General features: G+C 56.7%; 13 protein-coding genes. 9 read left to right on the top strand and 4 right to left on the bottom strand.

All coding sequences use genetic code 11. The features are described from left to right. Positions 1-280 precede the first annotated feature (280 nt). Entirely contained in the window at positions 281-1,483 is a 1,203-nt protein-coding gene (locus P1X16_RS10255) for a lactonase family protein (protein ID WP_277228368.1), read from the top strand. A gap of 76 nt (positions 1,484-1,559) precedes the next feature. Here P1X16_RS10255 and P1X16_RS10250 read toward each other — a convergent pair whose 3' ends face one another. Further along, positions 1,560-2,063, bottom strand: a complete 504-nt coding sequence (locus tag P1X16_RS10250) for a hypothetical protein (RefSeq protein ID WP_277228365.1) — start codon at positions 2,061-2,063, stop codon at positions 1,560-1,562. Between the two features lie 121 nt (positions 2,064-2,184). On the opposite strand from P1X16_RS10250, the gene P1X16_RS10245 reads away from it, so the two are divergent. Next, complete coding sequence (locus P1X16_RS10245) at positions 2,185-3,162, top strand: NAD(P)H-quinone oxidoreductase (protein WP_277228363.1); 978 nt, start codon at positions 2,185-2,187, stop codon at positions 3,160-3,162. A gap of 190 nt (positions 3,163-3,352) precedes the next feature. After that, the gene (locus P1X16_RS10240) at positions 3,353-4,012 is read left to right on the top strand and encodes an NAD(P)H-binding protein (protein ID WP_277228362.1); all 660 of its coding nucleotides are present in this window, start codon (positions 3,353-3,355) and stop codon (positions 4,010-4,012) included. Between the two features lie 78 nt (positions 4,013-4,090). On the opposite strand, the gene P1X16_RS10235 is transcribed toward P1X16_RS10240, so the two are convergent. Both P1X16_RS10235 and P1X16_RS10230 read right to left on the bottom strand, forming a co-directional pair. Further along, positions 4,091-4,711: a thioredoxin family protein gene (locus P1X16_RS10235; RefSeq protein WP_277228359.1), complete on the bottom strand. Its 621-nt coding sequence runs from the start codon at positions 4,709-4,711 to the stop codon at positions 4,091-4,093. Positions 4,712-4,761: 50 nt separating this feature from the next. After that, positions 4,762-5,241 (bottom strand): TlpA disulfide reductase family protein, encoded by a 480-nt coding sequence (locus tag P1X16_RS10230; protein WP_277228356.1) that lies wholly within the window; start codon positions 5,239-5,241, stop codon positions 4,762-4,764. Positions 5,242-5,425: 184 nt separating this feature from the next. On the opposite strand from P1X16_RS10230, the gene ispG reads away from it, so the two are divergent. From ispG to P1X16_RS10215, 3 genes are all read left to right on the top strand, one after another. Beyond that, positions 5,426-7,417 carry a (E)-4-hydroxy-3-methylbut-2-enyl-diphosphate synthase gene (gene ispG, locus P1X16_RS10225; RefSeq protein ID WP_277228353.1) on the top strand — a complete coding sequence of 664 codons (1,992 nt, stop codon included), beginning with the start codon at positions 5,426-5,428 and terminating at the stop codon, positions 7,415-7,417. 516 nt (positions 7,418-7,933) lie between these two features. Continuing rightward, a complete protein-coding gene (locus P1X16_RS10220) occupies positions 7,934-8,617 on the top strand; it encodes an HAD family phosphatase (RefSeq protein ID WP_277228350.1) in 684 nt (227 codons plus the stop codon). 48 nt (positions 8,618-8,665) lie between these two features. Then, entirely contained in the window at positions 8,666-8,986 is a 321-nt protein-coding gene (locus tag P1X16_RS10215) for a hypothetical protein (protein ID WP_277228347.1), read from the top strand. A gap of 75 nt (positions 8,987-9,061) precedes the next feature. Here the strand turns inward: P1X16_RS10215 and P1X16_RS10210 are convergent, their stop codons facing one another. Next, positions 9,062-9,517 (bottom strand): nuclear transport factor 2 family protein, encoded by a 456-nt coding sequence (locus P1X16_RS10210; RefSeq protein WP_277228344.1) that lies wholly within the window; start codon positions 9,515-9,517, stop codon positions 9,062-9,064. A 282-nt stretch (positions 9,518-9,799) separates the two neighbouring features. Between P1X16_RS10210 and P1X16_RS10205 the strand changes: the two genes are divergently transcribed. From P1X16_RS10205 to P1X16_RS10195, 3 genes are all read left to right on the top strand, one after another. Continuing rightward, on the top strand, positions 9,800-11,566 hold the full coding sequence (locus tag P1X16_RS10205; RefSeq protein WP_277228341.1) for a long-chain fatty acid--CoA ligase: 1,767 nt from the start codon (positions 9,800-9,802) through the stop codon (positions 11,564-11,566). A gap of 87 nt (positions 11,567-11,653) precedes the next feature. Beyond that, entirely contained in the window at positions 11,654-11,824 is a 171-nt protein-coding gene (locus tag P1X16_RS10200) for a DUF6728 family protein (RefSeq protein WP_277228338.1), read from the top strand. 134 nt (positions 11,825-11,958) lie between these two features. Then, entirely contained in the window at positions 11,959-12,327 is a 369-nt protein-coding gene (locus P1X16_RS10195; RefSeq protein WP_277228334.1) for an MmcQ/YjbR family DNA-binding protein, read from the top strand. Positions 12,328-12,576: the final 249 nt, after the last annotated feature.

Below are 12,576 nucleotides of genomic sequence, written 5' to 3'. Positions count from 1 at the left end.
ATTCTTAACTCCGTCACTAACCAGCAAAGTGAGAATTGGTAAGCTGCAACGTGCGTAAAATTAGCCCGACCAATCTAGGCTACGTTTCGTTATTCGGACAGGTAGTGCGGTAATGTGAGCAAGAGCGTTTCTTGGAATCCTAGCTGGATTTCAATGGTGATTTCAGGTGATAGGTGGGTAGGTTGGAGATTTTTGTAGTTTGCTTCCGTGTCACGAAAGCCCGGCTATTGCTTTTGCGCTTTGGTGGCAAGCCAACGTCCCATTCACTTCATTTGCTCTAATGACTCGACAATCGTACTCGCGCCGCAGTTTTCTTAGAAACACCGGGCTGGGCCTGGTGGTGGCTTCTTTCTCCGTTTTTGGTTGCGCCCGGGTTGCGCCTACTACCGACGCGTCGGGGTACCTGGTTTATATCGGTACCAACGTAAATTCAGAAACCGAGAATACGATTTTCCTGTACCGGCTCAACCCCACTACCGGCGCCTTAACGCCAGTAAGCGGCCTGAAAGGGGGCGCAAGCCCAACGTATCTGACCCTGGACGCCAAGCGGCAGCATCTGTATGCTGTTAACGAAACTAGTACGTTTCGGGGAGCACCGAGCGGGGCCGTCAGTGCCTTTGCTATTGACCCTAAGACCGGCAACCTCACGCTGCTAAGTCAGGAGCCTTCGCAAGGAGGCTCGCCGTGCTACATCAGCCTCGACCGTAGCGAAAAAGCGGTGCTGGTGGCCAACTATATGGGCGGCAACGTGAGCGTGCTGCCCGTGCAGGCCGATGGCCGAGTAGGAGCGCCTACTGCTATGGACCAGCACCAAGGCACTGGGCCGCATAAAAACCAGACCGCGCCGCACGCTCACTGCATTCTCCCTGACCCGGCCAATAAGTACAGCTTTGCTGTGGACCTCGGCACCGACAAGGTATACGGCTACCAACTAGACCCCGCGACGGGCAAGCTCACGAGCAACGCGGAACCCGCTTTTACTACTAAACCCGGTGCGGGACCTCGCCACCTCACGTTTCACCCCAACGGCCGCAATGCCTACCTCATCAACGAGCTTAATTCTACGGTAACTTCCCTGGCTTACGACGCAGGGAAAGGCACCTTCACTGAAATACAGACCGTCTCGACGTTGCCGACTGGCTTTGTGGGCGACAATTCTTGCGCCGACATTCACGTTTCGCCTGATGGTAAATTTCTGTATGCTTCCAACCGGGGGCACAACAGCATTGCCGTCTTCGCCATCGACAACAGCAGCAACCTAACCCTGATTCAGCATGAAAGCACGCAGGGCAAGACGCCCCGCAATTTCACGCTCGACCCGGCCGGCCGCTTGCTGCTGGTAGGCAACCAGAACTCCAACAACGTCTTCACGTACCACGTCGACCAGAAATCAGGCAAACTGCGCCCCACTGGCCAGTCTATCGAGATTCCCTCGCCGATGTTCTTGTTTGTTACGGCCGATTTCACGCAGGGCAGTAAGTAGCATACAGTAGGCGCGGCAAGACGAGCAGTAGTAGGCTGTAGCCCGTCTTGTTGCGCTAGCCGTAGGTTTCCCATCCTCAAACTGGTAGCTGACGGGGTGGCTCGACGTCGTCATCTTCCAGAACCTGGGCACCCGTGCCATGGTCGGGTACAAGGCGTTTCCAGACGGCTTCCTTTAACTCTTCAAGGCGAAGCAGGCTGTCCTGTACGGTAGGGTTGGCGCGGAGCTTGTCGAAGAGGCCGGTGCGCTGCCCAACTTTCACCATTTGTTCGAGCACGAAGGGCAAGATCCAGCCGATAACGTTGGAAGCCAAGGCGCCCCGCAAGCCTAAGCGTACCAGCAGCCGGGCCGTCATGCGTTCCAGCAGCAGAGCGCGGGCGGCGGGCAGGGCCTTGTCGGTGAGGAAGTCGGCGACGAGTTTGGCGTTGCCCTTCTTAACTTCTGCCCGCAGCACTTCCTGGATGGATTCCAGGGCCGAGGCAGCCGCTTTGCGAAACAGCCGGCCGGTCTGCCAGGCCGCCATACCGGTTAGTTGGCCGGCGGTGCGAAAGAGTTGGGGGAGTAGGGTCAGCTTCTTCATCGAAGACAAGAAACGGAAAATGCCGCAGGAAAGCAGCGCGGAGCTTTTGGTTCGCGTAGTAGTAGGTCATCCTGCAGTTGCCATAAGGCCTGGTCACCTATCTATTCGCCACTCCTTCCTTATGAATTCTATTATCATCAGCAAAGCCGGTGGCCCGGAAGTACTCCGTCTGGAAGCTCAACCCACACCAAAGCCATCAGCCCACGAAGTGCTGGTGCGCGTGCACGCCGCCGGGGTCAACCGCCCCGACGTGCTGCTTCGGCAAGGCAAATACGCCGGTTCCGGCGATGTCAGTGGCAGCATACCGGGCCTGGAAATAGCGGGCACTGTGGAGCTATGCGGTGCCAGCGTCACGCACTGGCAGCCCGGCGACCAGGTATGTGCCTTGCTAGCCGCTGGTGGCTACGCCGAATACGCCGTGGTAGATGCTCGGCACTGCCTGCCCGTACCAACCGGCTGGAGCTTTGTGGAAGCTGCCAGTTTACCGGAAACTGTGTTTACGGTGTGGCACAACGTATTTCAGCGGGGGCAGTTGCAACCCGGCGAAACGCTGCTGGTGCACGGGGGGAGCAGCGGTATTGGCGTCACGGCCGTGCAGTTAGCCCACGCGCTTGGTAGCCGCGTGGTGGCTACGGTAGGGAGTGCCGCCAAAGCCGAAGCCGTGCGGGCATTGGGGGCCGATGTAGTGGTCAACTACAAAGAGCAAGACTTCGAAGAAGCGGTGCAAGCCATGGGCGGGGCCGATGTGGTGCTGGATATGATAGGCGGCGACTACACTCCCAAAAACCTGCGGCTGCTACGCGACGACGGTCGCCTGGTGTTCATCAACGCCATGCGGGGCGGCACCGCCGACTTCAACGCGCTGGAGGTAATGCGCCGCCGCCTCACCATCACGGGCAGCACGTTGCGCCCCCGGTCCGCCGATTTCAAAGCCGCCTTGGCAACGGAAGTGGAGCGCCATGTGTGGCCGCTGCTTTACGCAGGCAAGTTTCGGCCGGTACTCTTTCGCACGTTCCCTTTGGAAGAAGCGGCGGCTGCCCACCAACTTCTGGAAAGCAGTGAGCACATTGGCAAGATTGTGCTGACTGTGGCCGAGTAGCATCAGGGCGAAGCGAGTGGCCGCGCACAGGTGGTCCTGAATGGGGGTTAGTAAGAAAAAGAGATTATAGATAAGTTATTGAATAACAGCCACCAATAGCCCATCTGCGTAGAAGCTCAACAGGAACAAGATTTTCTTTGTTTTATTTGAAATAAGCTCGCCCTTCCCGCTTCACACCTCTTTGCGCTTAATGAAAACTGCATTACTCATTGGGGCTACTGGCCTCGTAGGCGACTACTTACTCCGCCAATTGCTCTCCGACGCCCGTTTTGCTACCATCAAGGTATTCACTCGCCGGCCTACGGGCTATCAGAATCCTAGCAAGCTGGAAGAGCATTTGATAGATTTCGATGAGCCAGAGAAATGGCAGCACTTGTTGGTGGGAGACGTTTTGTTTTCGGCCTTAGGTACTACGCTCCATCAAGCAGGCAGCCAAAGCGCCCAATATAAAGTAGACTACACCTACCAATTTCGGACGGCCGAAGCTGCTGCCCAAAACGGCGTGGTAACCTACGTGCTGGTATCCGCCGCCTCGGCCGATCCTGACGCGTTTGTGTTTTATACTCGCATGAAAGGCGAGTTGGAGCGGTCAATCAAGCGGCTGCCGTTTCAGCGTATCCGCATCATTCAGCCCGGCATGCTGACCGGAAACCGCCGGGAGCCCCGGCTAGCCGAGCGAATTGCGCTGCCGCTGGCCGCGTTGGTAGCGCACGTGCCCGGCCTGGCTCCCTACCGCCCCATCCACGGCCGGGAAGTAGCGCAAGCCATGATCAACGCCGCCCTGGACGAAAAGCCGGGCATTCAAATCGATTCCCTAGAGGGGGTATTCAAGCGCGCCGGCAACCAGTAAGTTGGCAGCGTCAAAAAAAGAAGTGCCCGCTGGCAACGCGCTGCCAGCAGGCACTTCTTTGGCACTCAGGAGTCTAGTTTACGCCTTTCTCCACTTGATGCCGCAGCCTACAGCTTTCGTGGAACTAGTGGAGGCGGGTTTGCCGGCCAAGATTTCAGTCATGGCGTTTTCCAGGTATTTGGTTTTCACTTGCTTGGCATCCTCGGAGTTGTCGTCGATGGCGCCGATGTAGCTGATCTTGAACTCGTTGCCGGTGCCTTGGCGCGTGAGTACGTAGAGGTGGGGCGTGCGGGTGGCACCGTAGGTTTGAGCTACCTGCTGGGTTTCATCGACGAGGTAGGGGAAGGGGTAGTTTTTGCTTTTGGCCCGCGCCTGCATGGCAGCGAAAGATTCGCCGGGGGCAATACCGGCGTCGTTGGGGTTGATGGCCACGACAGGGTAGCCCTGGCTAGCATACTTCTGGTGCAGTGCAATAATGCGGCTTTCGTAGGCCTGGGCGTAAGGACAGGTGTTGCAGGTAAACACCACGATGTAGCCTTTGGTGGACTTATTGTCGGCCAACGAAACCATCTTGCCGTCCACGTTCTTGAGCTTGAAATCAGCGGCTTTGTCGCCCACCTGGTAGCCTGCCAGCGGACGGATGTAGCTGCTCAGCACCAGCAGGAAGCAGGCAGCCAGAAAAGGAACAAGCTTTTTCATAGCAGTGAAAGGTTAGAGTTTGAATAACAGCAACTTGTTGCTAGCTGAAGTTACTTAAGAAATTGCTGTAAAGCAGCTGTTAGCTCGGGCTGCGTGAATTCCTTTTCGTAGGCGGCGCGTTTCTGCTTGCCGTTGTTGATGATGAGCGTAAACGGCAGGGCGCCCGTCCATTTGCCGTCCACCTTGTCCATCCAGGTGTTGGGGTCGGTTTCGTTGAGCAGCACCACTTCCGATTTCAAGCCGCGCTTGAGCACAAACGGCTTTACTTTCTTGTCGAGCTGCGAGGCGTAGTCCATGCTTACCAGCAGCACTTTCACTTTCTGCTTGGCGTAGGTGGCATTTACCTGCTCGAAATACGGCAGCTCCTTGATGCAGGGCGCGCACCAGGTGGCCCAAAAATTGATGACGTAGGTGGTGTCGGTTTTGCGGTTGAGGCGCTTTTGCAGTTCTGGTAGCTTAATCAGGGCCACTTGCTGGGCTTGGCTAGGGAGCACCAGAAGCATGGCCGCGGCCAGAAGAAGGTATTTCACAGGATTCATGTAGAAGAAAAGAAGCGTGAGTTTTCTATAGACAGTCACTACTAGGCAGAAGTTGCGGCTACCGAATTGGCAGGCAATAGTAGTGAGTGAGCAGCCAGGAAGGCTTTTCAAATACGCAGTCAACAACGAACCTTCCGTACCTTTGTTATTACAAGAAACAGCTCCCCTTCGGGTTATGAACAAGACCTATTGCCCTAGCCTCACCGAATACAAGCGCCGCCTCTCCCGCGAAGTGAAGATTGGAGACCTGCCCATGGGCGGGCTCAACCCCATTCGGGTGCAGAGCATGACCACCGTTGATACCATGGACACCTTGGGATCGGTGGAGCAAACGCTGCGCATGGTAGAAGCGGGCTGCGAGTACGTGCGCATCACGGCACCGAGCGTGAAAGAGGCGCAAAACCTGCTCGAAATCAAGAAGGAGCTACGCAAGCGGGGTTGCAACGTGCCCCTCATTGCTGATATTCACTTCACGCCCAACGCCGCCGAGTTGGCTGCCCGCATCGTGGAGAAAGTGCGCGTAAACCCCGGCAACTACGCCGACAAAAAGAAGTTCGACTTCATCGAGTACACCGATGCCACCTACCAGGCCGAAGTAGACCGTATTCGGGAGCGGTTCCGGCCGCTGGTACAAATCTGCAAGCAGTACGGCACGGCCATGCGCATTGGCACCAACCACGGCTCCTTGTCCGACCGAATCCTGAGCCGCTACGGCGACACGCCCCTTGGCATGGTGGAATCGGCGCTGGAGTTCTTGCGCCTCTGCGAGGAAGAAAACTACTATGATGTGGTGCTGAGCATGAAGGCTTCCAACACGCAGGTGATGGTGCAAGCCTACCGCTTGCTGGTACAGAAGCTCGATGAAGAAGGCCTGCAACCCTACCCACTGCACCTTGGCGTAACGGAAGCCGGCGAAGCCGAAGACGGACGCATCAAGTCGGCCGTGGGTATTGGTACGCTGCTTGAAGATGGCCTCGGCGACACCGTGCGCGTAAGCCTCACCGAGGCACCCGAAGCGGAAGCCCCCGTTGCCAAAGCCCTGATTGATCGGTACACCAACCGCGCTGCCACCGCCGACCCCATTCGGCCGCTGCTGGAAGAGGAGCCGCTCGACCCGTTTCAGTATCACCGGCGCGTTACGCACGAAGTAATGAACTTCGGGGGCCTGAACGTGCCTCGCGTGGTGGCGGACCTCTCGCGCCTGCCGCGCCTCGAATACGCCGATCTGCGCGCGGCGGGCCACCTGTACTCGTCGTTTCTGGACAAGTTTCAGATGAGCGACTTGGGGGCCGACTACATCTACACCGGTGAGCGGCCCGTGCCGTTTATGCTGCCCAACGGCCTCAAGGAAATCGTGACGCACAGTGCGTGGGTGGACGGCGGCCAGCGCCTCGACCATTACCCTCTGCTCACGGCCGATACCTACTTGGCAGATTTCACGAAGCTCCACCCACAGCTCAACTTCCTGGTAGTTGAATTGGATACGCTGGATGCCGGGCTGCTAGAGCGCCTGCGCACCGAAACCCGCGTGGTACTCACCTTGAGTACCACCAACACCCACGCCATGCCCGAGTTGCGGCGGGCCTTCTTCGACTTGCTCGACTACGGCGTCACGTGCCCGGTAGTGGTTCGGCGCATGTACACGGCGCACAACATGCCCCAAACGCAGCTTGATGCGGCTACCGACGTGGGGGGCCTGCTGATTGATGGCCTCGGCGACGGTATTGCCCTCTGCACCGACCTGCTGCCCGAGCAAGAGCAGGACGCCTGGCTACACGACATCGACCAGTTCAACCAGCTTAGCTTCGGCATCCTGCAAGCGGCTCGCACGCGCATGTCCAAGACCGAGTACATCAGCTGCCCAAGCTGCGGCCGGACCCTGTTCGACCTCCAGGAAACCACGGCCATGATCCGCAAGCGCACCGACCACCTCAAGGGCGTGAAAATCGGCATTATGGGCTGCATCGTGAACGGTCCCGGCGAAATGGCCGACGCCGATTATGGCTATGTAGGCGTTGGCAAAGGCAAAATTGCCCTCTACCGCGGCCAGGAAGTCATTAAGAAGGCCGTACCCGAAGCTCAAGCCGTAGACGAACTCATCGAACTCATGCGCGAAGACGGCCGCTGGATCGAGAAAGAGGTACTGGAAGAGCCGGTAGGGGCGTAACAGTAAAGCGAAACGGGCAGGCCATATAAGCCTGCCCGTTTTATGTACAGAGCATGCTGGATTTCTTTCTGATTCACGATAGTCAAAACCCATCAAGCAAAGGGCTGGTCCAGGAGCGAGTAGGAGGCGCTGAGGATGATCTGTTTTTCCAGCTCCAGCACGAGGGTATACTAGAGCCGTGGTTCGACTACTATAGCAAATTCCGCTGGGGTAGCGAGGTGGTGGCTCGAATGCATCTGAAGCTACAACGGCAACCACACGCAACAGCTTTGCAGAAAGAACGGATGGCCTTCACAGAGATACTGCGGAAAGCCGTAGACACAAAATGCGGACTTATGGGATTTGGTGATTAGACGGACGGACTTCATACCTAATAGCGTGGTAGGTGTGCGAGCTTAGTCAATCGAAGCTTATACAGGCGTGCAATTCACCGGCTACTGGAATTCAAAGGATGAGGCGTGAAAACCGCGCAACTAGGTTCCTTACCTTTACCGCGTTCTTCACATCCGCTTCAGCATGATTCGCACTGTCATTTTCGATATGGACGGGGTCTTGGTTGACACCGAGCCGCTGCACCACGACGCCTTTTTTCGGCACTTCGCCGAGCTAGGCCTTACAGTATCCGACGAGCTATATGGCACGTTTCTGGGCGCTTCTACCCGCAACGTATACCAGCAGGTCAAGCAGCATTTCAATTTGCCGCAGGACCTAGACGAGTTGATGGACCGGAAGCGGGAGTTGTTTGCTAAGGCCTTCGACGAATCCAAGGAGCTGGACTTGCTGCCCGGTGCCCGCCAACTGGTGGAAGACCTACACGGGCAGGGTGTGCCGTTGGTGGTGGCGTCGTCGGCCTCCAGGGGTACTATCGACCGGGTGTTTACTCGTTTTGGGCTGTACCCGTTCTTCGCGCATATCGTTAGCGGCGAGGACTTCAAGAAGTCAAAACCGGATCCGGCCATCTTCTTGCGCGCGGCCGAGCTAACCAACACGCCGCCAGCGGAATGCCTGGTAATAGAAGATGCCGCCAACGGCGTGGCCGCGGCCAAAGCCGCGGGAATGTACTGCATCGGCTTCCTGAGCGAGCATTCACAAGGCCAGGATTTGCACCAGGCCGACCGTATTGTGGCCAAGCTGGAAGAACTGGATGCGGCCACAATTCTGGCGTTTCCAGGGCCTACTGATCTTGCCAGGGCCGTATAACGAGTTCGGCGCTTCCGCGGGTGACCTAGCTGCGGAGGCTCCTGCACTATGACCACTCGTTCACTTAAACTGCCGGAACTCGGCTTGCTTGTCTTCCTGCTCCGCGGTAAACCCGGTGCCGAACGCTTGCTGGCGTTGCTGCACACGGTGGAAGTAGCAGAGATAAAACCTGGGGAAATAGGTGGCTTGCGGTTCACCAGCGGCCAGCCACATCGGCGCCTAGGCGAGCGAATTGCCAACACCCAATTCCTGGACGAGGATGGCGTGCTGGTGTTTGCCTCGCTCTACCTAGACCAGGAAGGCGAGCTATATGAGCTGGATTATTGGAAAACAGACGACAGTCCGCTCAGGCGCATTCCTGCTTTCTAGGTAGTAAGCCGGGATGCGCCGCAAGGTCTCGTGAGAAGCAAAGAGAAACTCACCGAATACGTTGGTATTCAGCTCTTACTTACACTTTTCCTTGCGTCGGGTGTCAATTACATGCGCAATCTTCCAGCCGCCCGCCAGCTTCACCAACTGAAACGAGTTGTAGCCGCAGTGGCTGAAGGTACTGCCGAGGTAAAACTCGTAGGGCGTCCAGACGCTGGCCAGGTTGGCGTCAATCAGGACTTTGTCGAAGGTGATGCGCTCATCCCACACCTCCTTGTGCGGCTTGCCAACGGCCTTCACGAAGTCCGATGGATTTTCGGGCAGGAGCTGGGTGGTGCCGTTGCGGTTGGCAATGGTATGAAAAACGGCGCCGGGGGCGAAAGTGGAGCGCACCAGCGTGCTGTCGCCCTTGCGCATGCCTTCAAAAAATGTCTGGATGGTTTTCTTGACGGCTTCGGTTTCGGTGGTCGCAGTTTGCGCCGAGGCGTAGGTAGCAGGCAGCAGCAGGGCAGAGAGTAGCAGGTATTTCATGGGCAGGAAGTTAAGCGGAAGCAAGGACACCAACAGACCCGCGCCGTTGCGGCCGCTTTTAGGCGTTTGGGTAAAAAACTGTCCCGCTTGCTTGAAAGGCTATCGGCCGAGTTCCTGCGCTCTTATTGCAAACTGTAGCATTAGCCCCAGTACTCTCGTATGAAAATGTGTGCTGGTACGTACCTAGCTCCTACAGTAAGATTGTGGCTTGGCTCCGGTAGTAGCGCACGGTCAAGCTATTTTTGTTGTTGCAACTGATCTGATTGCTGCCTCTACCCATCCATGGAAATTCGTCGCACCTTTGATTTACTAACTCGCCTGGCCACTACCACGCCCCAAGCTGATTGCTTGGTGGAAAAAAAAGCGGGCACTTGGCAGCCGCTAAGTGCCGCACAGGTGCAAGAGCAAAGCAACCGCGTTAGCTTAGGGCTGCTGCAACTAGGCATCGGGCACGGCGACAAAGTGGCCATCATTTCCGCCAACCGTCCCGAGTGGATCATAGCCGATTTTGGCATTGCGCAGCTCGGGGCCGTGAGCGTGCCCATGTATCCCACCATCACCGTGCAGGATTATCGCCACATCTTTCAGGATGCGGGCGTACGGGTGGTGCTGGTGGAAAATAGAAAGCTGCTGAGCCGGGTACAGGAAGCAGTAGCAGTAATGCCCAACGGCCCCGAGCATATCTTCACGTTCGATAAACTGGAAGGTGTACGCTCTTTCGCTGACCTGCTGGCGCTAGGAGAAGCCGCCGATGCCACAGGCCTAGCGGCACTAAAAGCAGCCGTACAGCCCGATGATTTGCTGACGCTTATTTATACCTCGGGCACCACCGGGCAGCCCAAGGGCGTGATGCTCAGCCACCGCAATATCCTGTATAACTGCGAAAACCTGACCAGCTACCTTCCGCTGCCCGCCGGCCAAAAGGCGCTCAGCTTTCTGCCCCTAAGCCATATTTTCGAGCGTACTGCCACCTACCTGTACTTGCTGCTAGGCTTCAGCATTTGGTACGCCGAGGGCGTGGAGCGCATCTCCGACAACCTGCGGGAAGTGCAGCCACAGGTGTTCACAACGGTGCCGCGTCTGCTGGAAAAAATCTACGACAAGATTGTGGCCAAAGGCCAGGAGTTGACGGGCGCAAAGAAAAATCTGTTCTTCTGGGCCCTGAACTTGGGCTTGCGCTATGACACGCAAAAGGATCAGGGAATCTGGTACAACACGCAGTTGGCCTTGGCCAATAAGCTCATATTCAGTAAGTGGCGCGAAGCCTTGGGCGGGCAGGTGCGCTACATCGTGAGCGGGGGCGGGGCTTTGCAGCCGCGGCTGGCGCGCGTGTTCTGGGCAGCCGGTATCCGGGTGATGGAAGGCTACGGCATGACAGAAACTTCGCCCGTCATTGCTGCCAGTCGGCCCGAAGCCAGCGGCAATCTCATAGGGGCCGTAGGGCCCGTGATACCGGGAGTAGAAGTGAAGCTGGCCCCCGATGGCGAAATCCTGACTCGTTCGCCTTCCGTGATGCAAGGTTACTACAACCGCCCCGACCTCACAACCGACACCATCGATGCCGACGGCTGGCTGCACACCGGCGACATCGGGGAACTGGTGCAGGGGAAGTTCCTGAAAATTACGGACCGCAAAAAAGAGATGTTCAAGACGTCCAACGGCAAGTACATTGCCCCGCAGCCACTAGAGTCGCGGCTGGCGGAATCGCCGCTGGTAGAGCAGGTGATGGTGGTGGGCGAAGGGCAGAAATATGCGGCGTGCTTGCTGGTACCGGCCTTTGCGGAACTGCGCGCCTGGGCGCGAAACCACAACCTGCCCGCCGACCTCTCAGATGCGGCATTGGCTGCCCACGCACAGGTGCAGCACCTCTACGACCAGTTGGTGCACCAAGCCACTGCTGCCTTCGCGCAGTGGGAGCAAATCAAGAAAGTGGCCTTAGTACCAGCGCTTTGGAGCGTGGAATCGGGGGAGCTAACCCCCACTTTGAAGGTGAAGCGCAAGGTTGTCAGCCACAATTATCAGCAGCTGATTGAGGGATTGTATCGGTGATAAATAAATAAGAATATAGGCAGAAAAGTAAATCATTCCGGGGGTCGGAGTGTTATATAGGCACACTAGAAGACTTGTATTATGCGCATGAAAGGCTTGTTTAACCTGGGTCCTGTTTTCGGTTATTTCTTCCGCAAAAACGATCCGAACCGCACTTCTAATTTCAACTTGCGGACGATGCACTTCATTAATAAACTCTCCATGGCCATGTTCCTGGTGGGGTTTATCGTGCTACTCTACCGCTGGTTTCTTCGCTAGATAATCCCTTCTTTTGCAACGCCAACTGAGGAGTTGGTAGCTTTTTAGAGCAGGGCCGCAGGGCCTAGTTCTGGAAGCTGCTAGCTGCCGGTTGGCGTTGCCTTTTTTGCTATTATTTCTAGCTGTAGCGCTGCATGAACATCGAAGACTTCCGCGACTATTGCCTGCTGAAGGCCGGGGTAACCGAAGAAACCCCCTTTGGCCCCACTACCTTGGTTTTTAAAGTCGGTGGCAAAGTTTTCGCCCTTACCGATATCGATACGTTCGGTAGCGTCAACCTAAAGTGTGACCCGGAGCGCGCCGTAGAGTTGCGCGAGCAATACGACTACGTGCTGCCCGGCTATCACATGAACAAGAAGCACTGGAACACAGTGCTGATGGGCACCGGCATTTCGAACGGACAGTTCAGTGAGTTGATCGACCATTCCTATGACTTAGTGCGCGCCTCGCTGCCGAAAAAGCTGCGCGAAGAATTAGCCCAAAGCGAGCAGCTAGAGCGCTAGAATCCGTTGGTGTTCTGCTTCCATAAAAAGGGTGCAGCACAAGAAGGCTCATCAGCGTCTCTTCCTGTACATCAAATTGGTGGTGTCATGCTGAGCTTGCCGAGGCATCTCGCGTGCTGGCATTGTAATACTATTGTCATGCTGAGCGCAGCCGAAGCATCTCGCTCGACTCGTTGGGCAAGCGTTAGGGTTTACCACACTAGCGAGATGCTTCGGCTGCGCTCAGCATGACGGACTAAGTTGTACTCT

The organism is Hymenobacter sp. YC55 (assembly GCF_029433095.1).
In the GTDB taxonomy this organism is placed as follows: domain Bacteria; phylum Bacteroidota; class Bacteroidia; order Cytophagales; family Hymenobacteraceae; genus Hymenobacter.
This window is presented reverse-complemented; position numbering and strand designations above follow the sequence as displayed.